The following is a 26210-nucleotide window of genomic DNA, read 5'->3' as shown; positions in this document are numbered from 1 at the left end:
ACCGGATCCAGCACCGGCGCATCCGGCCCCGGCACCCCCGACCCCCAGGCCTTCACCGGCCTCGACCGACAGGGCAAGCTCGTCTTCGTCGGCCTCATGCTCGGAATGTTCGTCGCCTCGATGTCCCAGACCATCGTCGGCCCCGCGATGCCCCGCATCGTGGCCGAGCTCGGCGGCGTGGAGCACTACAGCTGGATCGCCACCGCGGCGATGCTGGTCTCCGCCGTCGCGGTGCCGATCGTCGGCAAGCTCTCCGACCTGTACGGACGCCGCTGGTTCTACCTCGGCGGCCTCGCCGTGTTCATGATCGGCTCGATCCTGGCCGGCATGGCCACGGACTTCTGGTTCCTGGTCTTCGCCCGCGCCGTGCAGGGGCTCGGCATGGGCACGCTCATGCCGCTGAGCCAGACGATCATCGGTGACATCATCCCGCCCCGCCAGCGTGGCAAGTACCAGGGCATGATGGGCGCCGTCTTCGGTGTGAGCTCCGTGGTGGGGCCGCTCCTCGGCGGCACCGTCACCGACAACTTCGGCTGGCGCTGGCTGTTCTACCTGATGCTCCCCGTGGGCGTCGTCGCCTTCGCGTTCATCCTGCGGTTCCTGCACCTCAGCACGGAGACCCAGCACGGCAAGGTCGACTTCCTGGGGATGCTCACCCTGACGCCCGGCATGGTCATCGCCCTGCTCGCGACCACCTGGGGCGGCGGGGACTACGCCTGGGACTCCTCGGTCATCATCAGCATGTATGCGATCGCCGCGGTCTTCCTCATCGCCTTCGTGGTCATCGAGACCAGGGTCGCCGAGCCGCTGCTGCCGATGCACCTGCTGCTGCGCCCGATCGTGGCGCTGTCCGTGACGGCGTCCTTCGCCATCGCCGTGGCCATGTTCGGCGCGATCATCTACATCCCCGTCTACGCCCAGGGCGTCATGGGCGTCTCCGCCACCAACTCCGGCGCGATCCTCATCCCGCTGTCAGTGGCCATGATCGTCACCTCCATCCTGGTCGGTCTGCTCATCTCGAAGACCGGGCATTACAAGGGATTCCTGATCCTGGGCGGAGTCGTCCTGGTGGCCGGTTACTGGCTGCTGTCCCGCATGCAGTACGGCGATTCGCAGCTGAAGCTGACGGCGGCGATGATCGTCATCGGTCTGGGTCTGGGCCTGTCGATGCAGGTGTACACGCTGGTGGTGCAGAACGTCGTGGCCCAGCGCGAGCTGGGTGTCGCGACCGCGGCGATCCAGTTCTTCCGCAACATCGGCTCCACGATCGGCACCGCTGTGCTGGGCACCGTGATGACCGCGCAGATGGCCACCTCCATCCAGGCGCAGCTCGAGAAGATCCCCGCCGAGCAGATGGCCGCGCTCCAGCAGTCCGGCGGAGAGATCGACAGCTCGGCGCTGGAGTCCGCAGTGCTCGACCCCGCCGCCCTCGAGAAGCTCCCCGCGTTCCTCGTGGACCCGATCCGGATGGGCATGGGCGACGCCATGCACATGGTGTTCCTGACCGCGCTGCCCTTCGTGGCCATCGCCCTGGTGCTGTCGCTGTTCGTCAGGCAGGTGCCCCTGCGGGACACCCTGCACACGGCCGAGGAGACGGCGGCGCAGCCCGCCACGGACGCCGCAGCCGATTTCGCCGGCACCGGCACCGAGCCGCAGGAGGCTCATGCCCGCACCGGTGAGCTCGTCGCCGTCGCGGCCTCCGACGACGCTCCGGACTCGGAAGACGGTACGGACACGGACGCCGGCACGGACGCGGACGATCAGCTGGTGCGGTCCTCGGACCGCTGACACCTCCCGACGGCTCGCCCCGTCGGCCCCTCGAGAAGCCCGTACCGGAACGCCGGTGCGGGCTTCTCGCACCCTGCCCGACGTGATCCCGATCCGCACCCGCTCGCCGCCCGCGAGGGAGGTCCGGAAGCTCTCGATCGTGTATCCCTTCTCCCCATCCCGCCGCCTTCTCCTGACCTGGCGGGGTCCCGCATGGCACCATGAACCGGTGCTCCTCGTCGATCATTTCCCGCCCACGATCCCTCCTTCCCTCCAGGGACGGCTGACCACGCGATTGCCGCTCGAGATAGACGTCGAACCGATCGCCGCACTCGTGACGGCGGGCATCCGTCGCCACACCCCGGACGGCGCGGCCGACGTCGAGGGGCTGCGCTCACGCATGGTCGGCCTGAAGTCGTGGTCCCGCCGCCAGCTGGTCGTGGTCGAGAAGGCCGACGACGGCTCCCCCGACCTGGATCGCGCCCCGGTCGCCTGGATCGCCCTCGAGGATCGCGCCTCCGGCCGCACCAACTTGCAGTTCGTGATCGACACCGAGGTCCCGGATCGCGACGCCCTCGCCACCGCCCTGCTCGACTGGGCGGTCGAGGTCGGCGGTTCCTTCGCCCGCCATCGCGGGCTGGAGTCGACCCAGCTCTCCTGCGACGCCAACGAGCTGGACACTGACCGCGGCCGGCTGCTCGCCGCCGCCGGCTACGACATGGTGCGCACCTGGCTGCACATGCGCCGGCCCGTCACCGCCGACGAAGCGAGCTCCACCCCGGCGCCACGGGAGGGCACCCGCGTGCGCCCGGTCCACCGCCACAGCTCCGGGCTGCCCGTCGCCCAGGACGTGCGCACCGTGCACCGGATGCTCGAGGAGTCCTTCGCCGATCACTTCAACTCCTACCGGGAGTCCTTCGCCGAGTTCGTCCAGCGCCTCATCGAGAGCCCGGACGAAGCGGCCTGGGACCACTGGTGGATCGCCGAGACCGAGCACGAGGGGCAGTGGCTCCCCGCCGGCGGGCTCGTCGCGGCGAAGATGCCCGCGACGGCCTCCCTCGGCGAGGGCACCTACCTGGAATACCTGGGGGTGCACCGCAGCGCTCGCGGCCATGGCATCGCGAAGTCCCTGCTGCGCGCCGCGACCCGCGACGCCGCCGAGCGCGGCCGCACCCACGTGGACCTCGAGGTCGACAACGACTCCCCCACCGGGGCCGACGGCCTGTACGAGTCGATGGGCTGGGAGACCTACGAGCGCACGCAGTCCTGGCACTCCTCCGCCGCCGCGCATCCCTCGCGCCTCCTCGAGCCGCCGACGGCCTGAGCTGCGCGCGCCTGACTCGCCAGCGCCGGACCCGTGCGCCGAGCACCGGTCCCGAACGCCGAGCACCGACCCCGGACCCCGGACCCCGGACCCCGGACTAATGTGAGCTGGGGACCTATGTTCCGACGAACATAGGTCCCCAGCTCACAAAATGGTGACGGGTGGTGCCGTCACTCCCACTCGATGGTGCCCGGGGGCTTGCTCGTGATGTCGAGGGTGACGCGGTTGATCTCGTTGACCTCGTTGGTGATGCGGGTGGAGATCCGCGAGAGCACGTCGTAGGGCACCTTGGCCCAGTCGGCGGTCATCGCGTCGTCGCTGGTGACGGGGCGCAGCACGACGGGGTGACCGTAGGTGCGGCCATCGCCCTGCACGCCCACGGAGCGCACATCGGCCAGCAGCACCACGGGGCACTGCCAGATGGTGCGGTCCAGGCTGGCGGCGGTGAGCTCGGCGCGGGCGATCGCGTCGGCCGCGCGCAGGATGTCCAGGCGCTCCTTGGTGACCTCGCCGATGATCCGGATGCCCAGCCCGGGGCCCGGGAACGGCTGGCGCCAGACGATCTCATCGGGCAGGCCCAGCTCGGAGCCGACGGCGCGCACCTCATCCTTGAACAGGGCCCGCAGCGGCTCGACCAGCTCGAAGGAGAGGTCCTCCGGCAGCCCGCCCACATTGTGGTGGCTCTTGATGTTCGCCGCGCCGTCGCCCCCGCCGGACTCCACGACGTCCGGGTAGAGGGTGCCCTGCACCAGGAACGCCTTCTGTTCGGCATGCGCCTCAGCGCCCTCGCCTTCGACGACGCCCTGCTCGCGCAGGATCTCCGCCTGGGCCTGCTCGAAGGTGCGGATGAACTCGCGCCCGATGATCTTGCGCTTGGTCTCGGGATCGGTGACCCCGGCGAGCGCGGTGAGGAACTGCTCCTCGGCGTCGACCATGATGAGCTTCGCGCCGCCGGTGGAGTCGCCGAAGGCCTGCTCGATCTGCTCGGACTCGTCCTGGCGCATGAGGCCGTGGTTCACGTACACGCAGGTGAGGCGATCGCCGATGGCACGCTGCACGAGAGCCGCGGCCACGGCGGAGTCGACGCCGCCGGAGAGGCCGCAGATCGCGGAGCCCTCGCCCACCTGGGCACGGATCCGCTCGAGCTGCTCCTCGATGACGTTGCCGGTGGTCCAGGACGGCGCGATGCCGGCGCCGCGGTGCAGGAAGTTCTCGAGGACCTCCTGACCGCGGTCGGAGTGACCGACCTCGGGGTGCCACTGCACTCCGTAGAGCTGCTTCTCGGTGTTCTCGAAGGCGGCGACGGGGCTGCCGGAGGACGTCGCGATGACCTCGAAGCCCTCAGGCGCTGCGGTCACGGAGTCGCCGTGGCTCATCCACACGTTCTGCTGGAGGTCCTGCGCGCTGAGCAGATGCGAGGAGCCGTCGAGCGCCTCGAGCCGCGTGGCGCCGTACTCGCGCACTCCGGTCGGGGCGACGGTGCCGTCGAGAGCCGCGGCCATCGACTGGAAGCCGTAGCAGAGCCCGAGCACCGGGACGCCGGCCTCGAGCAGTGCCGGATCCAGGCGCGGGGCGCCCTCGGCATAGACGGAGCTGGGCCCTCCGGAGAGGATGATCGCACGCGGCTGCTTGGCCAGGATCTCCGTCGCCGGCATCGAATGCGGGACGACCTCGGAGTAGACCCGGGCCTCCCGCACGCGGCGGGCGATGAGCTGTGCGTACTGGGCGCCGAAGTCGACGACGAGGACGGGGCGCTGGTCGGTGTCATTCACCTGGCTGAGTCTACGGGCGCGCACGACTCCGATGCATCTCTGCCCGTCCATGGTGGAGGCAATACTCGTCACGCCCGACGTCACGCGGGACGTCACGCCCGACGTCGAGCCCGACGTCGAGCCCGAGATCGTGTTCGTCCTCCCGACCGTTCTCCGCGACGCCGCGCCCACCCTCCCTGGGCGGGGCAGGCCGACGCGGGCGACGCACGCGAGGAGGTCTCAGCCCTCGCGGTTCCTGGTGGCGGCCTCGCCGTCCTGCACGGTGGGGCGGTGCTTGAGGTCGGACTCCACGGCCTGGTGTGTCCAGCGCTCCCCGAAGAAGGACAGCACGGGGATCACCCCGAAGAACATGAGCAGCGCCATGCGCGGCAGCCGCCAGCGCATCTTCACCCACAGGTCGAAGCCGAGGACCACGTAGATCATGTAGATCAGGCCGTGGATCGGGGACCAGGACTTGGAGATCGAGGTCCAGGTATCGGACGTGCTGGTGAACGGGGCATCGCCACCGAACACGACGTACCTCATGATCATGATCGACACGAGCACGAGCAGGGCGATGCCCTCCACGATCGAGGCGACGCGGAAGCGGGCGAAGGAGGTCCTGACGGCGACCTCATCCAGGGGGCGGGTAGTGGGCACGGGTCACACGTCCTTGTCGGAAGCAGGGGCGGCCTGCGAGGAGGCCGGGGTGGAAGAGCTCGGGTTCGACGAGCTCGAGGCGGAGGACCCCAGAGTGGCGGAGCTCAGCGCGGAGGGTCCCCGGAGGGCGGCGCCTTCCGCAGACGAGTTCTCGGTGAGAGACGGCTCGTCGGACGAGGTCCCCTCCGACGACGTCTCGTCGGACGCAGCCGCGGGGCCACCTTCCAGGGACTCCAGCATGGCCTCGCGCTGGTCCTCGAGCTCATCGAGGTGCACGCTGCGCACGCTGCGCCACCACAGGTAGAGGAAGAACGCCCCGAACAGGACCCACTGCATCGAGTAGCCGATGTTCTGCCAGTTCAGTCCCTTGGAGAACGCGGACTGCGCCTCCGGCATCGGGTTCAGGCCGTCGATCGGGTCCACATCGGCGAGATAGCCGGAGTACATCGGTGAGCCCCAGACGTTGACCAGCAGGGGCGTGGCGATCTCCCCGGCGACGCCGTCCTCGATGCCGCCGGCTGCGGCCTCGCTGGCCTCCAGGCGTCCGGAGACCACGACGTCGCCCTCCGGCACCGGCGGGGCGAGCGAGGGATCCAGCTCGCCGTCGGGTCCGGTGACGGCGTCGGCCGCGACCCAGCCGCGCGCCACCGGAAGCAGGGCGTCGGTGCCGTCCTCGAGCGGGACGTGCAGCGCGGCGACGATGATCACGGCGTCCTGGCCGTCGATCGACCGGCCGGGCACGATGATCTGCTCCTCCGCGTCGAACTGCCCGGTCGCGGTGACGATGTCGCCGACGATCTCGTTCGTGACGGCGCCGCCGATATCGACCACCTCGCGGATGTCGCCCAGCTCCTGAGCGCCGGCGGCCTGGTCGCTCATCGCCCGGTGCGCGCGGTCCCACTGCCAGGTGGCGAGCAGACCGCACACAAGGGTCGCCACCACCATCAGGGCGAGCAGCCCCAGAAAATAGGGGCGGAGGGCGACGCGGAGCATGCGGGCCATCGTACGAGCCGCACCTGGGATGCGGCCTGGAACAGTGGGCCGCAGGAACGAGATCTGTGCGACGTCGCCCGGGTGCGCAGGGCCCGGACGCCCACGGACACGATGCGCAGGGCGCTGGGCCGGAGGTCCCGACGCCGGGTCGCTGCTCGCGCCTATGCTGGCACCTGTGACTCAGAGTGTGTATATCGCCAGTCCAGAGGGAATGACCGGGAAGTCGATGGTGGCTTTCGGTCTGCTCGAAGCCCTCGCCTCCCGTTCCGATCGCGTCGGGGTGTACCGCCCCGTCGTCAAGGCCGACCGTGCGCGCGACTATGCCGTCGACCTCCTGACCAGCCATCCAGCAGTGGACCAGGAGTACGACGACGCGATCGGCGTGGACCACCAGCTGGTGCTGTCCGATCCCGACACCGCCCATGAGCGCATCCTCAGCCGCTATCGCGAGCTGGCCGAGCGGTTCTCGATGCTCGTGGTCCTCGGCAGCGACTACGACGACCTCGCCAATCCCACCGAGCTGGGCTTCAACGCCGAGGTGGCCGCCAACATGGGCGCCCCCGTCGTCATCGTGCTGTCGGGCCTGGACCGCAGTCCGGATCAGATCGCCGCTCTCGCCGCGGTCTCCCTCAGCGAGTTCACCGGTCACCACGCCTCCCCCATCGCTGTGGTCGTCAACCGGGCCGAGGCCGATTCCCTCGAGGCGATCCGCACCGCCGTGTCCGCGAAGTCCGACGCGGCCCTGGCCGACGGCGCCCTCGTCTCGGTGATCCCTGAGAATCCAGTGATCATGGCGCCGACGGTGCAGGAGGTGAAGAACGCCGTGGACGGCTCCCTCCTCCAGGGCAACCCGGAATGGATGGACCGCGTGGCCATCGGCACGGTGATCGCGGCGATGAGCCTGCCCAACGTGCTGAGCCGGCTCACCGAGAACTGCACCGTGATCGCTCCCGGTGACCGCTACGACCTGCTGCCCGGCCTGATCATGGCGCAGCAGTCCGGCACCTTCCCCGCCCTCTCCTCGATCGTGCTGACCGGTGGCTACGACGTGCCCGAGGAGGTGGGCCGCCTGATCTCCGGCGTCCAGCAGGACCTGCCCGTGATCGCCACCGACCTGTCCACCTTCGACACCGCCGTGAAGGTCGCCCGCACGCGGGGTCGCCTGAGCGTCGGCAGCCCGCAGAAGATGGACGCCGCGCGCCGCGCCGTCGCCGAGCATCTGCCCACCGCCGACGTGCTGGCAGCGCTCGAGGTGAGTCGCAGCGAGGTGGTGACGCCGATGATGTTCGAGTTCGAGCTGCTGGCCCGCGCCCGCGGCGAGAAGAAGACCATCGTGCTGCCCGAGGGCGAGGATCCGCGCATCATCGCCGCCGCCGAGGCCATCCTGGCTCGAGGCGTCGCCGATCTGATCCTCCTCGGCGACGAGAACCAGATCCGTGCCAAGGCCTCCCAGCTGGGCCACGACATCTCCGAGGCGACGATCGTGTCCCCGCAGTCCGAGGAGCACGTCGAGCGGTACGCCGCGGAGTACGCCCGGCTGCGGGCCAAGAAGGGCGTCACCCTCGAGCAGGCCCGCGAGAAGATCCAGGACGTCTCCTACTTCGGCACCATGATGGTGCAGCTCGGCGAGGCCGACGGCATGGTCTCCGGCGCGGCCCACTCGACCGCGCACACCATCCGACCCTCCTTCGAGATCATCAAGACCAAGCCCGGTGCGCAGATCGTCTCCTCGGTGTTCCTGATGGCTCTCGAGGACCGCGTGCTGGTCTACGGCGACTGCGCCGTGAACCCCGACCCGACCGCCGCGCAGCTCGCCGACATCGCCGCGCAGTCCGCCGCGACCGCCGAGCAGTTCGGCGTGGTCCCGCGGATCGCGATGCTCTCCTACTCGACCGGCACCTCCGGGACCGGGGCCGACGTGGACAAGGTGCGCGAGGCCACCGAGCTGGTCCGCTCGGCGAACCCGCAGCTCGACGTCGAGGGACCGATCCAGTACGACGCCGCCGTGGACGCCTCGGTCGCCAAGACCAAGCTCCCGGACTCCTCCGTCGCCGGCCGCGCCACGGTGTTCGTGTTCCCCGACCTCAACACCGGCAACAACACCTACAAGGCGGTGCAGCGCTCCGCCGGAGCGATCGCCATCGGCCCCGTCCTGCAGGGTCTGAACAAGCCGGTCAACGACCTCTCCCGCGGCGCCCTGGTCGACGACATCATCAACACCGTCGTCATCACCGCCATCCAGGCCCAGGCCGATTCCGCACCCGACGCCTCCTCCACCTCCCACGCTTCACCCACCGGCTGATCACCCATCCGCTGGTCACCGACCCGCTGATCACCGACGCCGACCACCGACCTCACCGCTGAGGAGCTGACCCAGCCCTATGACCGATTCCTCCCCCACCACCGATGCCGCTGTTGCCGTTGGTGCCGCCGACTCCACCGCCGACGCCCGGGTCCTCGTCATCAACTCGGGCTCGTCGTCCCTGAAGTTCCAGCTGCTGGACCCGGACACGGGAACGGTCGACGCCGCCGGCATCGTCGAGCGCGTCGGCCAGGAGCAGGGCACCGCGTCCATCGCGGCGGGCGCGAAGGAGTCCAGCGTCGAGGGGCCGGTGCCCGATCACGCCGCCGGCATGAAGATCGTCGAGTCGCTGTTCGCGGACGTAGGCCTGTCCCTGGCCGACGACAGGATCCGCGCCGTCGGCCATCGGGTGGTCCAGGGCGGCGCCCGCTACGCGGAGCCCGTGCTCATCGATGACCAGGTGCGCTGGGACATCGAGGACCTCGGCAAGCTCGCGCCGCTGCACAACTATGCGGCGGTCTCCGGAATCGACGGGGCGAAGGAACTGCTCCCCGACGTGCCCCACATCGCCGTGTTCGATACCGCCTTCTTCACCGGGCTCCCCGAGGCCGCCGCGAACTACGCCCTGAACCGTGAGATCGCCGCCGAATACAAGGTGCGCCGCTACGGCGCCCACGGCACCAGCCACCAGTACGTCTCCCGGGCCGTCTCGGAACGCCTGGCCTCTCAGGGCCGCGACGTGAGCGAGCTGCGGCAGATCGTGATGCATCTGGGCAACGGCGCCTCGGCCTCCGCCGTCCTCGGCGACCGAGCCGTGGAGACCTCCATGGGGCTCACCCCGCTCGAAGGCCTCGTGATGGGCACCCGCACCGGGGACATCGACCCGACCATCTACTTCCACCTGCACCGACGTGCAGGCATCGGCCCCGCCGAGATCGACGACATCCTCAACAAGCGCTCGGGCATGCAGGGCATGTGCGGGATGAGCGACTTCCGCGACATCACCACAGCGGTCGAGGCGGGTGATGAGGCGGCCATCCTCGCCACCGACGTGTACGTGCACCGGCTGCGCAAGTACCTGGGCTCCTACACCTTCGTGCTCGGCGGACTGGATGTGCTGACGTTCACCGCCGGCATCGGCGAGAATGTGCCGATGGTGCGTGAGCGTCTGCTGACCGGTCTCGAGGATCTGGGTATCGAGCTCGACCTCGAGGCGAACGCGACCCGCAGCAAGGAGGCCCGGGTCATCTCCACGCCCGCCTCGAAGACCCTCGTGATGATCGTGCCCACGAACGAGGAGCTGTCCATCGCGCAGCAGGCCGTCGCTGTGGCCCGCAGCGACGCCTGAGACCCGCGGCAAAGTCTGAGACCCGCGACGCCGCCTGAGACGCGCGGCGCCGCCTGAGACGCGCGGCGCCGCCTGAGGCCTGTCCGCCTGCACTCCTCTCCGCATGGGCAGTGCTCCCCATCTCGAGATCGCCGTGCTCCCCGTAGTCTTCTGGACATCGACCACGACGTATCGAGGGGGAACAGATGGCGTATCAGGCGTCCTATGGCATGTATCAGGAACCGCGCAAGAAACGTGGACTGAAGAGGATCATCTTCGGGATCCTGGGGATCATCGCCAACGGCATCGGCCTGCTCGTGATGCCCTTGGTCGCCGGCGCCATCGTCGCGGCCTTCGCCGTGATGTCGTCGACTCCGGTGTCGACGGGCGGATCGCCCGCCACCCTCGACGCCTCGGTGACCTCGTTGTACTACGTGTCCGTTCCGACCTCCGAGGCTGCCTCGGTGTCATGCTCGGTCGACGGCAGCTCGGACGTCGAATGGGAGCCTGACGTCTCCTCCGTGACCACGACCGTCGACGGTGTCGAGTACACGGAGGTGGGCAGCCTCCAGGTCCTCGACGACCAGGAGGTCACGATCACCTGCGACGGCGCCAGCGACATCGCAGTCTCCGATATCGGCCTGATCGGGACGCTCATCGGCGTCGGCGTCGGCCTCGTGATCCCGATCGGTCTCGGAATCCTCGCGTTCGGGCTGCTGATCTGGGGGATCATCGCGCGCGTGCGGTCCTGACCATCACCGGTCCCGCCACGGGGCCGGGCGGCCCCGACCTGCCTCGGGCACGTCGAGGCACCATCGGACATCTCCGCGCGACCATGCGGAGCAGAAGGCCACGGGGGAGAACATGATGTACCAGTCGTCCTACGGGTACGCAGCGCCGCCTCGCAAGCGCCGCGGTGTCAAGCGATTGGTGTTCGGGATACTCGGCATCCTCGCGAACGGGGTCGGGCTGTTCGTCATGCCGTTCGTCGCGGGGTTCATCGCGCTGATGGTCTCCGGCATCGGCTCCATGGAGCTCACTCCCCTCGATCCCGGCAGCGACTCCTTCGAGGCCTCCTCCTGGTCCTCGTACACTCTTGCCGTTCCCGCGGACGATCTCGACTCCGTCTCCTGCACGATCAACGGAACGGATGTCGACGTCGAAGCCGGCGACCGCACCTATTCGCCGGGCACCGTCGACGGCGTCGCCTACTACGAGGTGCACGAGATCATGGTGAGCTCGACCCAGGAGGTCTCGGTGAACTGCGAGGGCACCGACGCCGTCGCCCTGTCGGAGCTCGGCTTCACGAGCACCGCCGTCAGCTTCGGTGTCGGCATCGTGCTCCCGATCATCCTCGGCCTCGCGGCGCTGGTGCTGACCATCTGGGGCCTCATCGCGCTGGTGGCGTCCTCGCCCCGCTGACCGCCCACGGCGCCACGTCGCGACTCGGGCATCGACACCTGGGACCCGTCCCCGCGGCCTGCCGATCTGCCGGGGCGGTTCAGGACCTCGCCGGTCGGTCCCCCTCGGTGGCGTCGCCGGTCGTTCCCTCGGCCTCGCCAGCAGATTCTGGGCCGTCCACCGCCTCAGCCGGCTCCGCAGAGTTCGGGCCCAGTGCTGAGGAGCTCGAGTAGACCGAGGTCGAGGTGTACACCGACCCGATCGATGAGTAGGTGTATCCCGAGGAGCTCGGACCCGCACCCGAGGGCGTCGTCCCGAGATCTACGTCCGCGGTCTTCGCCGTGGTCGACGTCGTGGTCATCGCCACGGTCGACTCCGTAGCCGACGCCGTAGCCGAGGCCGCGGCGCGCTCCTGCTCGGCAGCCTCTGGCGTCCGGGCGCCGTGCTCCGAGGACGCGCTGGGGACTTCGTCCTCGGTTCTCGGGGGCACGGCAGACGCTGCAGGCGCTGCAGGCCCGGCGGGAGGGGCAGGCGCGGCGGGAGGGGAAGGCGACTCGGCGTCGTCCACATCGTCGTCCCGGTACAGCTCGTGCAGCTGCTCCCGGAACTCCCCGCGCTCCTTCACGTCGTCCTGCAAGCCGCCGAAACGGAATTCCGGCACCACCGAGTCACGACCCGCCGGCCCACGCCTCGCCTCGCCGCTCTTCGAGTAGCTCAGCGTCTCCCAGATCTCAGGGTCGCGGGCCTGCTGCTCGGAGTCCGACGGACGCTGGGGAGAGCGCGCAGGCGTCTCCTGGGTAGGGGTGGAACGCTGGGTGGTGGAGCGCGCACCTGCCGCTCGCCGAGGCGCCGGCCACGAGTCCTTCCTCGTCTTCCCCGTGGGCGACGGCCGATCCGCGGACTTCCGCGATTCTCCGCCCAGGAACGCGCTCGCGACCTTGATGATGACGATCACGAAGATCATCAGGATGACGAATTCCATACCCCTGCCCTCTCCCCTTTTCGCCGCGTCCAGCACAGCCCGATCTTCACGTCCTGCACAGCCTATTCATCGCGTCCTGCACAGCACCCACGGATGCGCCGGGAAACGCCTCAGCATCGTGTCATCGGCGGAGGCGCTCTGCCTCCTGGGCGATGGCCTCGCGGCATGCCGTATCCCAGGATGCATGGTCGAGGATCAGCTCGTCCCTCCACGGGATCCCCAGCGCCTCAGCCATCTCCCAGCGCTCTCCAGCACCCATCTCGCGCAGCGTCATGGAGGGCACAGCGATCTGGTCCTCGGAGGAACCGCTGCTGAAGATCGGCCCGCTGGACCTCCCTGATCCCGCGTTCTTCTCAGATCCCGAGGCTCGCCCTGATCCCGAGGCCCTCCGTGTTCCCGAGGCCCTCCGTGTTCCGGCGGAACCCACGTGAGCTCTCCCCCGGCGACCGCCTGCTCCGCGGCGGCTGAGTCGGCTGAGCAGGAAAGGGGCCGCGAACAGGACGAACAACCCGATCAGCAGGGCGAGGAATCCGCTGCGCAGATCGAGGACGAGATAGCGCAGGTCATCCAGCACCCTCGGGCCGAGACGCAGCCCGTACAGCGGGGCGTAGGCGTACAGGGCGCCCGCCGCGGACAGCAGCAGCGCGACCGGGACGATCCGGAACCGCCGCTTCGTCGGAGGTTCACTGCTCAGAACGGGAAGCTCACCGCTGAACTCGCTCATCGATCCTCCACCTCGCCCTCGGCCTCCTCCGCGTCCTCCTCTGAATCCGTGCCCAGCACCGACCGTTCTGCGCGCTCGGCATCGTAGAGGGAGGTCGGGGTATAGACCGACCCCGACGACGTGAATGCGCCAGTCCACAACGGCGTCGAGCTCGTGGTCGCGCTGAACGGTACAGACGCGCTGGACGTCGCGACGCCGCCAGCGGCTGCGGCTGCGGCTGCGGCTGCGGCTGCGGCTGCGGCTGCGGCTGCGGCATCGTCGCCCGCTCCGGTCGGCGCCGATCCGCGCCACGTCGTCGATCCATCGACGGGGACACGGGACGGTGCCGCGTAGCCCTCGGAGAAAGAGCTCGGAGCAGGAGCCGGGGTCGAGGCTCGTTCCGGGGACGAGGTCCGTTCCGGAGCCGTAGCCCGGGTCCGTTCCCCCGCCGGGGTCGAGTCCGACGTGGACGTGGACGTGAACGTCGAGGTAGAGGTCGAGTCCGACGTCGAGAACGACGTCGAGGACGCCGTCGTGCCAGCGTGCACGGCCCCGAGAATCTCGAGGACAGCACGAGCGCCGCCTGCGGTCCCGTAGGCGCTCTTCCACGGGATGCCGGACGCCCGGGCCATCGCCCTCAGGTCCGCGACGCTGTACCGGGCCGCGCCGTCCGGCGCTCCGACCGGTCTCTCGACGCGGCCGTCCTCGGTGAACACGACCGAGGTCCTCCGTCGCTCCCGGGAGATCCCGGCCGAGGTCGAGACCCCCGAGGCCTGCGCCGATCCCGCGTTCTGCAGGCGCCGTTCCGCTCGCTGCCGGACGTCCGCGACGTACCAGGGCACGACGACGAGCACGAGGCCGGAGAGGATCAGCAGAGCGATGAACGTGTGGTCTCTCAACCACCATTGGATTCTGCTGGGAAGGAGCGAGCCCGGGCCGTCCAGGATCCCCCACACCAGCGCTTGTCCGGGAGGGAAGCCGTACAGGTAGAACGGCACGAACAGCAGCAGCAGGACCACCGCCGTGGCGACCAGTCCGAGCACCAGCACCACGAGCGGGCGGCGCACCGTCTGGCGCCACCGGGGTTCGGTGCCGCCTGCGCTCCCGGCGTCGTCGCCGAGGGCGGACAGCACACTCATCACGCCATCGGCCCCGAGGTCATGCGGTGGTCACGACCTCGACCCGCTGGAACTCCTTGAGGTCGAGGTAGCCGGTGGTGGCCATCGCGTGGCGCAGGGCTCCGACGAGGTTGGTCCTGCCGTCGGCCGCGATCGAGGGGCCGAACAGGATCTGCTCGAGGGGTGCCACGGTGCTGACCTCGACGCGGTGGCCGCGGGTCAGCGTCGGGTGGTGCGCCTCGCTGCCCCAGTGATGGCCACGACCGGGGGCCTCCTCGGCGCGGGCCAGGGCCGCCCCGACCATGAGACCGTCGGCGCCGCAGGCGATGGCCTTGACCAGATCGCCGGAACGTCCCAGGCCACCGTCGGCGATGACGTGCACGTAGCGGCCGCCGGACTCGTCCATGTAGTCGCGGCGCGCGGCGGCGACATCCGCCACGGCGCTCGCGAGCGGCACGGAGATGCCGAGCGTCTCCTGAGTGGTCTGCGAGGCCCCGCCGCCGAAGCCGACGAGCACCCCGGCCGCCCCGGTGCGCATGAGGTGCAGTGCGGCGGTGTAGGTCGCGCAGCCGCCCACGATGACCGGGACGTCGAGCTCGTAGATGAATCGCTTGAGGTTCAGGGGTTCGCGGCCCGTGGAGACGTGCTCCGCCGAGACGGTCGTGCCGCGGATGAAGAAGAGGTCCACCCCGGCGTCGACGACGGTCTTCCAGTGCTCCTGGGTGCGCTGCGGCGAGAGGGAACCGGCGGCGGTGACGCCCGCGTCGCGCAGCTGCTGGATGCGATCGCGGATCAGCTCGGGCTTGATGGGCTCCGCATAGATGTCACGCATGACCTGCACGACCTCGTCATCCGAAGCACCGGCGACCATGTCGAACTGCGCGGAGGGATCCTCGTAGCGGGTCCACAGGCCCTCGAGGTCCAGCACGCCCAGGCCGCCGGCCTCGCCGAGCTGGATCGCGGTCTCAGGGGACATCAGGGAGTCCATGGGGGCCGCGAAGATCGGGATGTCGAAGCGATAGGCATCCACCTGCCAGTCCGTGGAGACGTCTTCGGGGTCGCGCGTACGACGGGACGGCACCACCGCCACGTCATCGAAGCTGTAGCTGCGGCGTCCCCGCTTGTTGCGGCCGATCTCGATCTCATTCATCACACGGGGAGTCTACCGTCGGCCCGATGGCTCCCGGGCCCGGTCTCCCGTCGCGACGTGGGAACCGGAGTCGGGCCCTGCGACGAGCTCCGGCTCAGAGCGGCCAGTTGGTGTTGACGTCGGGCGTCTTGCCCTTCTTCTCGAGGAACTTGTTGAAGTTCTCCGCCCAGGTGCGGTGCCAGCCGATCTGCTCACGGTGCAGGTCCGCGAGGGAGGAGGCGGCCAGCTGCGGATGCTTGGCCACGATCGCTCGCAGCACGTCGAGGGTCGCGGAGACATCCACGTCGGCGGTATGGAGCCGGCCGTCCTGCTCGATCCCGAACAGCGCGAGCATGTCGGTCAGGGTGCGCTTCCCCTTGCGATAGCGGTCCACGCCGCGATCGACCACCAGCGGGTCGATCACCGGGGCGATGTCGTGCCCCAGGCGCTGGGCGAGGGTGGGCAGGCCGAGGCGCGTGAGCTCGTTCTCGAGGATCGCGAGATCGAAGCCGCCGTTGAAGGCGACCAGCGGCACGTCCTTGCCGAGGGCCTCGGCGATCATGGTCACGACCTCCTCGAGCGCCGCGGCCGCCTTCATGCCGTGCGCCCGGGCATGCTCGGTGCTGATGCCGTGGACCCGCTGGGCCGGTTCGGGGATGTCCATCTCAGGGTCAATGAGCCAGGTCGCGACGGTCTCGTTCTCGCGGCCGGGCCCCACCGAGTGCACGAGGGCGACCGTGACGATCCGGTCGGAGGCGACGTTCGTTCCGGTGGTCTCGGTGTCGAATCCGAGCAGAGGGGCGTCGATCCAGGACGAGGGTGCGTTCATGCGACCAGCCTAGAGGCCAGGGCCGACGCTCCACGCCGATCCACAGCGAGGCGTCCTCCACAACGGACCTCTGTGCGACGAGCCGTGCCACGGCGAACGTTGCCGCGGCGGACCTCACGGCGACCGACCGGCCGACGCTCAGAGCAGTCCGTCGGCCCCGAGCGCCATCGAGCCCATCAGCGTCAGGACGGCGAGCACCGGGGCGATCACCGCGAGGCCGATCGCGACGATCGCGCGGACCTGCCCCGAACGCCGCGTGAGACCCACGATGCCCAGCACGATCGCCGCCAGGCCGAGCACCATCCACAGCAGCAACGAGCCGAAGGCCGCCAGCACCGCCCACTGATAGGCGACCGGGGTATCGGTGAGGTAGTAGCCGGATGCCGTCCCCATGGGGACCACGGTGAGGCCGACCCCCGCCATGGCAGCCACCGAGCCGAGCAGGGCGACCAGCGACAGGGCGAGCGACCAGGAGGACGCCCGGGCGCTGGGGGCCAGCCCGCCCGCACGGGCGACGGAACCGTCCGCCGGCTCGGGACGGCCCGCCGATGCTGCGCCGCCAGGGAGCGCGGTGCGGGCCGACGACGGAGCGGGCGGGGCGGAGGCGATCTGCGTGCTCATGGGATCGAGCCTACGAACCGGGACCGGGTGCATCCCACCCGGCGGACCTGACGCCTGCCTGGGGATATTCCCCCAGGCAAGGCGGTCAGCCCTCGATGCCGTGAGAGACCGGCAGGCGCCGTCAGTGCGAGGAGTAGTTCGGGGCTTCCATGATGGCGGCCATGTCGTGGGGGTGGGACTCCTTGAGCCCGGCCGCCGTGATGCGCACGAACTGCCCGCGCTCCTTGAGCTCGGGCACGGTGTTCGCGCCGACGTAGAACATCGACTGGTGCAGACCGCCCGTGAGCTGATGGACGACGGTGCCGAGCTGTCCCTTGTAGGAGACACGGCCCTCGATGCCCTCGGGCACGATCTTGTCGTCGGTGGGCACGTCGGCCTGGAAGTAGCGGTCCTTGGAGAAGGACTGCTTGCCGCGCGAGGACATGGCCCCGAGCGAGCCCATGCCGCGGTAGGCCTTGTACTGCTTGCCGCCGATGAGCACGACCTCCCCCGGGGACTCCTCGGTACCGGCCAGCAGCGAGCCGACCATGACGGTGTCCGCACCGGCGACGAGCGCCTTGGCGATGTCGCCGGAGTACTGCAGGCCGCCGTCGCCGATCAGCGGGACGCCTGCTGGTCCGCAGGCCTTGGAGGCCTCGTGGATCGCGGTCACCTGAGGAACGCCGACGCCGGCGACCACGCGGGTGGTGCAGATGGATCCCGGGCCCACACCGACCTTGACGGCATCGGCCCCGGCGTCGACCAGGGCCTGCGCCCCGGGGCGGGTGGCGACGTTGCCGCCGATGACCTGGACACCCGCGAAGTACGGGTCCGTCTTGATCGTCCGGATCATCTCGAGCGAGAGACGGGCGTGGCCGTTGGCGGTGTCGACCACGAGGACATCGACCCCGGCATCGCGCAGGGCGCCCGCCCGCTCGAGGGAGTCGCCGAAGAAACCGACGCCGGCACCGACCAGCAGGCGCCCCTGGGCATCCTTGGAGGCATCGGGGAACTGCTCGGACTTCACGAAGTCCTTCACCGTGATGAGACCGGTGAGGCGGCCGTCCGCGTCGATCAGGGGCAGTCGCTCGCGCTTGTTCTTGCGCAGGAGCGCGGTCGCCTCCTCGGGGGTGACGCCCTCCGGGGCCGTGAAAAGCTCGGTGGTCATGACGTCGGCGACCTTGGTGGTGCCCCACTCGGCGACGGGGATGAATCGCAGGTCGCGGTTGGTGCAGACGCCGATGAGGAGATCGGCGGAGTCGACGACGGGAAGGCCGGAGACGCGGTACTGGCCGCAGACCGCGTCGAAGTCCTCGAGGGTCGCCTCCGGACCGATGGTCACAGGATTGGTGATGCGCCCGGTCTGCGTGCGCTTGACGAGGTCGACCTGATGGGCCTGGTCCTCGATGGAGAGGTTGCGGTGCAGGATGCCGATGCCGCCGTGGCGGGCCATGGCGATGGCCATCCGCGACTCGGTGACGGTGTCCATCGCCGCACTCGCCAAGGGGACCTTGAGCGAGATCTCCCGTGTGAGGCGGCTCGTGGTGTCCGCCTCGGAGGGGATCACGTCCGTCTCCCCCGGGAGAAGCAGGACGTCGTCGTAGGTGAGTCCGATGAAACCGAAGGGATCCGCGCTCGTCATGCAGGAATGCTACCGGCCACGGAGCCCGGGAGGGCGGGCCGTCCGACGTGGTTCTGCCCACGACGCACGACCCGCCCGGAGACGGGCTGGCGGGAGGCGGATCAGGCTGCGGCCGCGTCGACCTCGAGCGCGACCTCGGTGACCCCAGGGGCGCTGCGCCCCGTGGAGCGGGTTCGTCATGTCTCCCGCGTGGTCTGCGCACCGATGAGCGGCATGGCGCGCATCACTCGTGGCCGAGGGCGAGGAGGAGCGCCTGCTCACGTGCCGCGCGATCCCCGCAGGTGCCCCGAGCGGACATGCGTCGTTGGACTGCTGTCTTTGTCGCAGTCACCGTCTCGTGTTCTAGAGTGACGGCGTCCCACCCTGGGGCAGAAGTTCGGTGCCGAGCACCGGTCCAGCCCTGACTCCTCCACACCCCGGGAGCCTGACGATGCCCCGCACGACTGTTCAGCATCCCGCCGATCCCCCCGTGACAGCGGGCTTCCTCGGCCCCGACCGCAACTGGCACCTCGGTGCCGGAGCAGTCACCGTGGTGACCGTGGTGTCCTTCGCCCTCTGGTCGTTCCTCCACACCGGGCCCGGGGTGAACCCGATCCTGCTGGTCCTCGCGATCCTCTTCGGCCTGTTCATGGCGTTCAACATCGGCGGCAACGACGTCGCCAACTCCTTCGGGACCAGTGTCGGCGCCGGCACCCTCACCATGAAGCAGGCGCTCATGGTGGCCGCCGTGTTCGAGGTCTCCGGTGCCGTGCTCGCGGGCGGCTCGGTCACCGAGACCGTGCGCAGCGGCATCGTGGACATCGACTCCATGCACATGGATCCGCAGTCCTTCGCCTACATCATGATGTCCGCCCTGCTGGGCGCCGCCGTCTGGCTGCTGCTGGCGACGAAGATGGGCTGGCCCGTCTCGACCACGCACGCGATCATCGGCGGCATCGTCGGCGCCGCCGTGACCACCGGACTCGTCACGGGCACCGGCGGGCTCGAGATGGTGCAGTGGGGCGAGATCGGCCAGATCGCGATCTCCTGGGTCCTCTCCCCGCTCCTCGGCGGCATCTCGGCCTTCCTCCTGTTCGGTGCCATCAAGCGCCACATCCTGGCGCCCGCCGCTCGGGCGATCGCACTGGGCTCGCACGGCTTCGACGACGCCGAGGACGAGGACGACGACGATGACGACGATGACGAGGACGGCGAGCTCACGGCGGAGGACCGGAGCCACATGGCGGCCTCCGAGCGCGTGAGCGAGCTGCAGCAGGCCGCCTTCGCCGAGTCCGCCACTCTCGACCTCTCGCCGGGCAGCCCGGGCGCGCAGCTCGCCGAGTTCGCGGCGGGCCTCTCCAAGAAGAAGCGCAAGGCGGCTCGCAAGCTCGAGCGCAGGGCCGCGTATCACGCGCTCGAGAAGCGTGTCCCGCCGCTGGCCGCCGGTGCCGCCATGGTGATCGCCGCGATGCTCGTCTTCAAGGGCCTGAAGAACGTGGGCCTGGACCTCTCCATCGGCGGCGGCATCCTGCTGCTCGCCATGGTCGGGATGGCCGTGTGGATGGCGGTGACCGTCTTCGCCCGCTCGCTGAAGAAGCAGTCCATCTCCCGCGCCACCTTCATCATGTTCAGCTGGATGCAGGTGTTCACGGCCTCGGCCTTCGCCTTCAGCCACGGCGCCAACGACATCGCCAACGCCGTGGGCCCCTTCGCGGCCGTGCTCGACGTGCTGAGCACCGGCGAGATCTCCGCGGAGGCCGCCGTCCCCACGGCCGTGCTGATCGCCTTCGGCATCGCGCTGATCTCGGGTCTGTGGTTCGTGGGCCGCAAGGTGATCGCGACGGTCGGGACCGGGCTCACCTCGATGCACCCGTCCTCGGGCTTCGCGGCCGAGCTCGCCGCTGCGGCGGTCGTTCTGCTCGCCTCCATGCTGGGCCTGCCGGTCTCCTCGACGCACATCCTCATCGGCGCCGTGCTCGGCGTGGGCATCGTGAACCGCTCGGCGAACTGGAAGCTCATGCGACCGATCGCCCTCGCCTGGATCATCACCCTGCCGGCGGCGGCCAGCATCGGCGCGATCGTGGTGCTCACCCTCCGCGCCCTCTTCTGAGCCGCTCCCGCGACCAGGGGTGATCAGCCCCGACGACGACCAGCCCCGACCGGACTAGACAAGATCTCCCGGTCGGGGCTTCTCCTTGCCGCCGAGGACGCGCCGGACGCGATCGAACTCGACGCGGAACGCCGTCTCGTCGTGCTCGTACTCCGGGCGCCACGGCATGCCGAGACGATCCGCGAGCTCATGGTTCGCACGGGCGATCCGCAGCCGACGATTCTCCCGCACGAGCACCCCGCGAGGCGGGGCCGGGCGCAGGCCGGAGAGCGTCTGCAGGGCACGCAGCCCGTCGAAGGACGCCGCGTCCCAACCGATCTCCTGGACCACCCACTGCCGAGTCGTCGGCGCCTCTCCGCCCCTGCTTCGAGGACGCGCGGGCGCAGCGCCGGGACCATGCTCCGCGTCCCGGATCCCGATCAGGGCGATGCTGCCCCGCTCGGCCTCCCCCACTGCGTAGTCGAGCTGCCCCAGCTCCGCGCGGTCGACCGTCCGCAGGCCCTTGCGCAGGGCGAGCGTCCCGGATGCTTCGTCGAGACGGACCACGCGGTGGGTGAGGAGCATCGGGACGATGCCCCACAGCGCGAACAGGGCCCACAGCAGCAGCGCCCCGACGAGCAGCTGCACCCACGCGGGGGCGAGGAGCTGCTCGAGCAGGGCATCGTGCCCCTCGCGCAGTCGGCCGAAGCGCCACTGCTGGATCCCGGCCGCGGCGAAGGGGGACAGCAGCACGGAGACGAGCGGCAGCCCGATCAGGGCGCCGGGAACATAGCGGGCGCGGATCGTGGGGCCGACGATCACGGCCCCACCGCGCGTGCGCCGCGGGGAGGGCGCCGCGAGGGCGGCATCTGGGGGCTGCGGGGCGGTCACGGCGACAGCGTACGTCGCGGACGCAGGACGCACTCCGGCGGCGATGGCAGGGGGCGGCGCAGGTCACCCGACTGGCCGATCTCCCTGGACATCACAGCTGGTCCTGGCCGGGCGTCGGTCCTCGAAGGGTTCTCCCGCTCTCGAAGAAATGCTCCGTACCGGTCACCGGATCCCGGAAGGCGAGGCTCCGCGCGAGCAGCTGGAGCGGCAGGTGGGGCCCGTCAGGCAGAGCAGGCAGGCCAGACCCGTCCGGCCCGTCTGGCCCGTCCGGCCCGTCCGGCCCGTCCGGCCCTGGCGCAGGATCTGCGGGCCCGTACAGATCGTCTCCGAGGATCGGCGCCCCGCGGGAGGAGAGCTGCACGCGCAGCTGATGGGTGCGGCCGGTGAGCGGGTGCAGCGTCACCCCGACCGTCCCGCCCGTCTCCTGGACCACCTCGCCCACGCGGGTCTCGGCGTTCGGCTCCCCCGCCAGCACCTGGGTGCGCAGCTCGCCCTGCCGCTTGAGCAGGTGGTCGAGCAGGACGTCCCCCTCCCGGAGGACATGGCGTGGCCGCACCCGCGCCTCGTACACCTTGGCGACCTCGCCACGGGCGAAGAGCTGCTGGTAGGCGGCCCGCTCCTCGGGCCGGATCCCGAAGGCGAGCACGCCGGCGGTGCGTCGGTCCAGGCGGTGCAGCGGCACCAGCGCGCTGATCCCCGTGGCCCGGCGCAGCCTGACCAGGGCGCTGGAGAGCACATGGGCGCCGCGCGGCATGGTCGCCATGTCGTGCGGCTTGTCGAGCACGAGCAGATGCTCGTCGTGGTGCAGGATCGACAGCTCGACGTGCGGGACCTCCTCGTCGCGCAGCTCCCGGTGGAACCACAGCTCGTCCCCTGGGCCGACGGTCGCAGCGGCCGCCCAGGGTCTGCCCTCGGCGTCCACGACGTCACCTCGCGCGAACCGTGCGGCCAGGTCCGTCGCCTGCAGGTCCGCGAGCGCCGGGAACCTCGCCTGCAGGGCGTCGAGAGCGGGAGCAGCCGGCATCGCATCACGCGGGACCACCCAGCGCACGGCATCGAGGCCCTCCCGCTGGGGCAACGGCGGAGGACGCCTGCGGGCCCGCTTCCGGGCGGCGCGACCGGGTCGCCCGCTCCCAGAGGGTGCCTCGCTCCCAGAGGGTCGCCCGCTCACAGACCCCACACGGCGAAGGTCAGCACGTTGTGGAAGACATAGAAGGCCGCGAGCAGCAGGAGCAGCAGGTTGGGGTGGCGGTCCACGAAGCTCAGCGCCTGCGGCGCCTGCTCCTGCAGGTCCTTCACGGTGATGGCATCGATGTGGTCGATCGTCGTCCCCGCCTCGCGGGCGCGGTGGAGGGTCATCTCCTGGGCCCGCGGGCCGAAGAACCGGCTGGAGACCGCGAGCACCCGTCGACCCGCGCCATCCATCACATACACCCCGTCATAGGTGGTCTCGGAGGCATCCAGCATCTCCGCGGGGGTGGCGCCGCGGTCGATGTCCCGCACGGCGATGACCTGCCCCACCTCGTCCCAGCGCACCGTCCGGGTGCGACGGGCAAGGCTCCTCAGCACGAAGCCCTCCTCATCGATCTGCAGCCAGGCGGTGAGGATGCGCAGGCAGAACACCGCCGAGCCGGCCGCAACCAGGACCCACAGCAGCAGAGGCATCGTGAACACCAGATCCCGCAGCAGCGCGGGGTCGTTCCACAGCCGCTGGCCCACGAAGCTGATGATCACCAGGAACTCGAGGACCACGACGAAGACGAAGCCGACACCGAGGGTGCCGAGGACGACTCCCGCCGGAGGGCCGAAGGTGCGGGTGGGCCGACTGTCATCCTCTGCGGGATGGGCGGAATCGGGGCTGCTGATCACCACTCCTCCTCCGAGCATCGACATGTCAGGACCAGCCCATGATAAGCCGCGCGGGGCAGCAGGAATCAGTTCTCGCCGCAGGTCGGACGGCGAGTTTCCCGGCTGTTCCGCGCGCTCCGATGCGCACTGGTCGATCGCCGCCCGAACACAGGCAGATCACTGATCGATCGTCGGCTCCCGGTGGATTCCAGGTGATCGCGTTCGACGTCGCGCCCGCCGAGGCCGCCTTGTGATCTGCGGTGCAGGTGCACTTCTCCGCGAACTGTTGCCACGGAGGTGTCCTGGACTGCTGGGGACAGGACTCCCGGGGACATGCCGACGGGCGGGCAGCACGGGTCTCCCCGTGTTGCCCGCCCGTCGGATGGACGCGAGCGACCTAGCGGTCGGCTCGAGGCGCGATCACGCCTCCTCGTCCTCCTGCTTCTCGATCACGAGGGTCTCGGTCGTGAGGACCAGACCGGCGATGGAGGCCGCGTTGCGCAGCGCGCTGCGGGTCACCTTCACCGGATCGATGATGCCTGCGGCGACCAGGTCGACGTACTCGCCGGTCGCGGCGTTCAGGCCGTGACCGACCTGAGCCTCCTTGACCTTCTCGACGACGACGTATCCCTCGAGGCCGGCGTTCTCGGAGATCCAGCGCAGCGGCTCGACGACGGCGCGGGCCACGGCGCGGACGCCGACTGCCTCGTCGCCCTCGAGGCCGAGGCTGTCCTCGAGCACGGAGGCCGCCTGGACGAGGGCGCTGCCGCCACCGGCCACGATGCCCTCTTCGATGGCAGCGCGGGTCGCGGAGACCGCGTCCTCGATGCGCATCTTCTTCTCCTTGAGCTCCACCTCGGTGTGAGCCCCGACCTTGATCACGGACACGCCGCCGGCCAGCTTCGCGAGGCGCTCCTGGAGCTTCTCGCGATCCCAGTCGGAGTCGGTGTTCTCGATCTCGCCGCGGATCTGCGCGACACGGTCGGACACGGCCTCGTCATCGCCGGCGCCGCCCACGATGGTGGTGGAGTCCTTGGTGATGACGACGCGGCCGGCCTGGCCGAGCACGTCGGTGCCGACGGTCTTGAGGTCCAGACCGAGGTCCGAGGTGACGACCTGCGCACCGGTGAGCACCGCGATGTCCTGCAGCATCGCCTTGCGACGATCGCCGAACGCGGGAGCCTTCACGGCCGCACCCTTGAAGGTGCCGCGGATCTTGTTGACGACCAGCGTGGACAGTGCCTCGCCGTCGACGTCCTCGGCGATCACGAAGAGCGGCTTGCCGCCTTCGACGACCTTCTCCAGCAGCGGCAGGATGTCGGCCACGGCCGAGATCTTGCCCTGGTGGAGCAGCACGAGGGCGTCCTCGAGGACGACCTCCTGGCGGTCTCCGTCGGTGACGAAGTGCGGGGAGATGTAGCCCTTGTCGAACTGCATGCCCTCGGTGAAGTCGAGCTCCATTGCGGTGGTGGAGGACTCCTCCACCGTGATGACGCCGTCCTTGCCGACCTTGTCGAACGCCTCGGCCAGCAGCTGGCCGATCTCGGTGTCCTGGCTGGAGACGGACGCGACGGACGCGATCTGCTCCTTGCCGTCGACCGGGGTGGCGATCTCGCCGAGCTTCTCGGAGAGCGCGTCCACGGCCTTCTCGATGCCGCGCTTCAGGGCCGACGGAGCGGCACCCGAGGTGACGTTGCGCAGGCCCTCGTGCACGATGGCCTGGGCGAGGACGGTGGCGGTGGTGGTTCCGTCGCCGGCCACGTCGTTGGTCTTGGTCGCGACCTCCTTGGTGAGCTGAGCGCCGAGGTTCTCGTAGGGATCCTCGAGCTCGATCTCACGGGCGATGGTCACGCCGTCGTTCGTGATGGTGGGAGCGCCCCACTTCTTGTCGAGGACGACGTTGCGGCCCTTGGGGCCGAGCGTCACCTTGACGGTGTTGGCGAGCTTGTCCACGCCACGCTCGAGGGCGCGTCGCGCGTCCTCGTTGTAGATGATCTCTTTAGCCATTAAAGATTCAGTCCGCTCAGTTTTCGATGATTGCGAGGATGTCGCGTGCACCGAGGACGAGGAACTCGTCGGTGCCGTACTTCAGCTCGGTGCCGCCGTACTTGGAGAAGACGACCTTGTCGCCGACCTTGACGTCCATGGGCACGCGCTGGCCCTTGTCGTCGAAACGACCGGCGCCGATGGCGACGACCTCGCCCTCCTGGGGCTTCTCCTTCGCGGTGTCCGGGATGACAAGACCGGAGGCCGTGGTCTGCTCGGCTTCGAGCGGCTTGACGACGACGCGATCCTCGAGGGGCTTGATGGAGACCGACATGCGGCTCACTCCTTCATGAAGAGATGACTCTGTGAGTTCTGGGGTTCAGGGATCCCGGTCCCGATCGTCGTCGCGGTGCCGATCGAGGAGGATCCCTCTGCGGCAGCTTCTGGCACTCTCGGCCGTCGACTGCCAACGAGCCCAACTCTAGGACCGTGTTGGCACTCATGCAAGACGAGTGCCAGATCCGGGACGTGTCCTCGGGTTCCACCCGACGCGCGAGGACCCGGAGGATCGGCCCTGATCGCACCTCCCCCTCGACCCCTTCGCCGCCCTCACAGCCGCCGCAGACCCATCAGCTCCGTGGTCGCCCCGGGGATAATCGCTGGTCCGGCCGTTTTCGCCGAGCCGAGGTCGAGCGTCCCGACCGCCAAACGAATGTCCGGGCAGCTGCTCGAGGGTCGCACTCAGGAGGTCGAGGACCGCGCTGGGGAGGCGGACATGCGCCAGTACGCCCGACGCGAACATCGCGCTCGATCACCCCCTGACCCCGTTCCCGATCCTGCTCCTGCTCCTGCTCCTGCTCCTGCTCCTGCTCCTGCTCCTGCTCCTGCT

Annotated in this window: 22 protein-coding genes; 7 read left to right on the top strand and 15 right to left on the bottom strand. The window is 69.7% G+C overall.

Annotated elements, in window-relative coordinates:
* Nucleotides 1-96 precede the first annotated feature (96 nt).
* Nucleotides 97-1788: an MDR family MFS transporter gene (locus INT49_RS10930; RefSeq protein WP_193117875.1), complete on the top strand. Its 1692-nt coding sequence runs from the start codon at nt 97-99 to the stop codon at nt 1786-1788.
* A gap of 82 nt (nt 1789-1870) precedes the next feature.
* Nucleotides 1871-3091: a GNAT family N-acetyltransferase gene (locus tag INT49_RS10925; RefSeq protein WP_319021581.1), complete on the top strand. Its 1221-nt coding sequence runs from the start codon at nt 1871-1873 to the stop codon at nt 3089-3091.
* Nucleotides 3092-3261: 170 nt separating this feature from the next.
* On the opposite strand, the gene guaA is transcribed toward INT49_RS10925, so the two are convergent.
* The 3 genes from guaA to INT49_RS10910 form a co-directional block, all read right to left on the bottom strand.
* The gene (guaA, locus tag INT49_RS10920) at nt 3262-4863 is read right to left on the bottom strand and encodes a glutamine-hydrolyzing GMP synthase (RefSeq protein WP_193117776.1); all 1602 of its coding nucleotides are present in this window, start codon (nt 4861-4863) and stop codon (nt 3262-3264) included.
* Nucleotides 4864-5082: 219 nt separating this feature from the next.
* Nucleotides 5083-5502: a DUF3817 domain-containing protein gene (locus tag INT49_RS10915; RefSeq protein ID WP_193117775.1), complete on the bottom strand. Its 420-nt coding sequence runs from the start codon at nt 5500-5502 to the stop codon at nt 5083-5085.
* Between the two features lie 3 nt (nt 5503-5505).
* On the bottom strand, nt 5506-6495 hold the full coding sequence (locus tag INT49_RS10910) for an SURF1 family protein (protein ID WP_193117774.1): 990 nt from the start codon (nt 6493-6495) through the stop codon (nt 5506-5508).
* Between the two features lie 163 nt (nt 6496-6658).
* Here INT49_RS10910 and pta point away from each other — a divergent pair, with 163 nt between their 5' ends.
* From pta to INT49_RS10890, 4 genes are all read left to right on the top strand, one after another.
* A complete protein-coding gene (gene pta, locus INT49_RS10905; RefSeq protein ID WP_193117773.1) occupies nt 6659-8797 on the top strand; it encodes a phosphate acetyltransferase in 2139 nt (712 codons plus the stop codon).
* A gap of 79 nt (nt 8798-8876) precedes the next feature.
* Nucleotides 8877-10145 (top strand): acetate kinase, encoded by a 1269-nt coding sequence (locus INT49_RS10900; protein ID WP_193117772.1) that lies wholly within the window; start codon nt 8877-8879, stop codon nt 10143-10145.
* A gap of 185 nt (nt 10146-10330) precedes the next feature.
* Entirely contained in the window at nt 10331-10876 is a 546-nt protein-coding gene (locus INT49_RS10895) for a hypothetical protein (protein ID WP_193117771.1), read from the top strand.
* Nucleotides 10877-10988: 112 nt separating this feature from the next.
* Nucleotides 10989-11546 (top strand): hypothetical protein, encoded by a 558-nt coding sequence (locus INT49_RS10890; RefSeq protein WP_193117770.1) that lies wholly within the window; start codon nt 10989-10991, stop codon nt 11544-11546.
* Nucleotides 11547-11625: 79 nt separating this feature from the next.
* On the opposite strand, the gene INT49_RS10885 is transcribed toward INT49_RS10890, so the two are convergent.
* From INT49_RS10885 to guaB, 7 genes are all read right to left on the bottom strand, one after another.
* Nucleotides 11626-12507, bottom strand: a complete 882-nt coding sequence (locus INT49_RS10885; protein WP_193117769.1) for a hypothetical protein — start codon at nt 12505-12507, stop codon at nt 11626-11628.
* Nucleotides 12508-12628: 121 nt separating this feature from the next.
* Entirely contained in the window at nt 12629-13231 is a 603-nt protein-coding gene (locus INT49_RS10880) for a hypothetical protein (protein ID WP_193117768.1), read from the bottom strand.
* A complete protein-coding gene (locus INT49_RS10875) occupies nt 13228-14349 on the bottom strand; it encodes a hypothetical protein (RefSeq protein ID WP_193117767.1) in 1122 nt (373 codons plus the stop codon). Before INT49_RS10875 ends, INT49_RS10880 begins: the two co-directional genes overlap by 4 nt.
* A 19-nt stretch (nt 14350-14368) precedes the next feature.
* Complete coding sequence (locus INT49_RS10870) at nt 14369-15478, bottom strand: GuaB3 family IMP dehydrogenase-related protein (protein ID WP_193117766.1); 1110 nt, start codon at nt 15476-15478, stop codon at nt 14369-14371.
* Between the two features lie 94 nt (nt 15479-15572).
* The gene (locus INT49_RS10865) at nt 15573-16286 is read right to left on the bottom strand and encodes an exonuclease domain-containing protein (protein ID WP_193117765.1); all 714 of its coding nucleotides are present in this window, start codon (nt 16284-16286) and stop codon (nt 15573-15575) included.
* Nucleotides 16287-16424: 138 nt separating this feature from the next.
* Nucleotides 16425-16907, bottom strand: coding sequence for a hypothetical protein (locus INT49_RS10860; RefSeq protein WP_193117764.1), 483 nt, complete (start codon nt 16905-16907; stop codon nt 16425-16427).
* 121 nt (nt 16908-17028) lie between these two features.
* The gene (gene guaB / locus INT49_RS10855; RefSeq protein ID WP_193117763.1) at nt 17029-18528 is read right to left on the bottom strand and encodes an IMP dehydrogenase; all 1500 of its coding nucleotides are present in this window, start codon (nt 18526-18528) and stop codon (nt 17029-17031) included.
* 430 nt (nt 18529-18958) lie between these two features.
* Between guaB and INT49_RS10850 the strand changes: the two genes are divergently transcribed.
* Complete coding sequence (locus tag INT49_RS10850; RefSeq protein WP_193117762.1) at nt 18959-20617, top strand: inorganic phosphate transporter; 1659 nt, start codon at nt 18959-18961, stop codon at nt 20615-20617.
* A gap of 54 nt (nt 20618-20671) precedes the next feature.
* Here the strand turns inward: INT49_RS10850 and INT49_RS10845 are convergent, their stop codons facing one another.
* The 5 genes from INT49_RS10845 to groES form a co-directional block, all read right to left on the bottom strand.
* Nucleotides 20672-21487, bottom strand: coding sequence for a hypothetical protein (locus tag INT49_RS10845; protein WP_193117761.1), 816 nt, complete (start codon nt 21485-21487; stop codon nt 20672-20674).
* A 91-nt stretch (nt 21488-21578) separates the two neighbouring features.
* Entirely contained in the window at nt 21579-22511 is a 933-nt protein-coding gene (locus INT49_RS10840) for a pseudouridine synthase (protein WP_193117760.1), read from the bottom strand.
* A gap of 143 nt (nt 22512-22654) precedes the next feature.
* Nucleotides 22655-23356, bottom strand: a complete 702-nt coding sequence (locus INT49_RS10835) for a hypothetical protein (protein WP_319021579.1) — start codon at nt 23354-23356, stop codon at nt 22655-22657.
* Between the two features lie 399 nt (nt 23357-23755).
* Entirely contained in the window at nt 23756-25342 is a 1587-nt protein-coding gene (groL, locus tag INT49_RS10830; protein ID WP_193117759.1) for a chaperonin GroEL, read from the bottom strand.
* A 16-nt stretch (nt 25343-25358) separates the two neighbouring features.
* Complete coding sequence (gene groES, locus INT49_RS10825) at nt 25359-25655, bottom strand: co-chaperone GroES (RefSeq protein WP_193117758.1); 297 nt, start codon at nt 25653-25655, stop codon at nt 25359-25361.
* Nucleotides 25656-26210: the final 555 nt, after the last annotated feature.

It is taken from the genome of Brachybacterium tyrofermentans, assembly GCF_014897585.1.
Lineage (GTDB): Bacteria > Actinomycetota > Actinomycetes > Actinomycetales > Dermabacteraceae > Brachybacterium > Brachybacterium tyrofermentans.
The sequence above is the reverse complement of the archived record's forward strand: the minus strand, read 5'-3'. Positions and strand labels throughout refer to the sequence as shown.

Excerpts from the sequence above, each read along its gene's own strand:
- INT49_RS10865 (WP_193117765.1), bottom strand. The coding sequence starts at position 16,286 with ATGAACGCACCCTCGTCCTGGATCGACGCCCCTCTGCTCGGATTCGAC.
- groES (WP_193117758.1), bottom strand. The coding sequence starts at position 25,655 with ATGTCGGTCTCCATCAAGCCCCTCGAGGATCGCGTCGTCGTCAAGCCG.
- INT49_RS10910 (WP_193117774.1), bottom strand. The coding sequence starts at position 6,495 with ATGCTCCGCGTCGCCCTCCGCCCCTATTTTCTGGGGCTGCTCGCCCTG.
- INT49_RS10930 (WP_193117875.1), top strand. The coding sequence starts at position 97 with ATGCTCGGAATGTTCGTCGCCTCGATGTCCCAGACCATCGTCGGCCCC.
- INT49_RS10875 (WP_193117767.1), bottom strand. The coding sequence starts at position 14,349 with ATGAGTGTGCTGTCCGCCCTCGGCGACGACGCCGGGAGCGCAGGCGGC.
- INT49_RS10860 (WP_193117764.1), bottom strand. The coding sequence starts at position 16,907 with ATGAGCACGCAGATCGCCTCCGCCCCGCCCGCTCCGTCGTCGGCCCGC.
- pta (WP_193117773.1), top strand. The coding sequence starts at position 6,659 with ATGCTGGCACCTGTGACTCAGAGTGTGTATATCGCCAGTCCAGAGGGA.
- INT49_RS10900 (WP_193117772.1), top strand. The coding sequence starts at position 8,877 with ATGACCGATTCCTCCCCCACCACCGATGCCGCTGTTGCCGTTGGTGCC.
- INT49_RS10890 (WP_193117770.1), top strand. The coding sequence starts at position 10,989 with ATGATGTACCAGTCGTCCTACGGGTACGCAGCGCCGCCTCGCAAGCGC.
- INT49_RS10895 (WP_193117771.1), top strand. The coding sequence starts at position 10,331 with ATGGCGTATCAGGCGTCCTATGGCATGTATCAGGAACCGCGCAAGAAA.
- guaB (WP_193117763.1), bottom strand. The coding sequence starts at position 18,528 with ATGACGAGCGCGGATCCCTTCGGTTTCATCGGACTCACCTACGACGAC.
- groL (WP_193117759.1), bottom strand. The coding sequence starts at position 25,342 with ATGGCTAAAGAGATCATCTACAACGAGGACGCGCGACGCGCCCTCGAG.
- INT49_RS10885 (WP_193117769.1), bottom strand. The coding sequence starts at position 12,507 with ATGGAATTCGTCATCCTGATGATCTTCGTGATCGTCATCATCAAGGTC.
- INT49_RS10840 (WP_193117760.1), bottom strand. The coding sequence starts at position 22,511 with ATGCCGGCTGCTCCCGCTCTCGACGCCCTGCAGGCGAGGTTCCCGGCG.
- INT49_RS10880 (WP_193117768.1), bottom strand. The coding sequence starts at position 13,231 with ATGAGCGAGTTCAGCGGTGAGCTTCCCGTTCTGAGCAGTGAACCTCCG.
- INT49_RS10870 (WP_193117766.1), bottom strand. The coding sequence starts at position 15,478 with ATGAATGAGATCGAGATCGGCCGCAACAAGCGGGGACGCCGCAGCTAC.
- INT49_RS10850 (WP_193117762.1), top strand. The coding sequence starts at position 18,959 with ATGCCCCGCACGACTGTTCAGCATCCCGCCGATCCCCCCGTGACAGCG.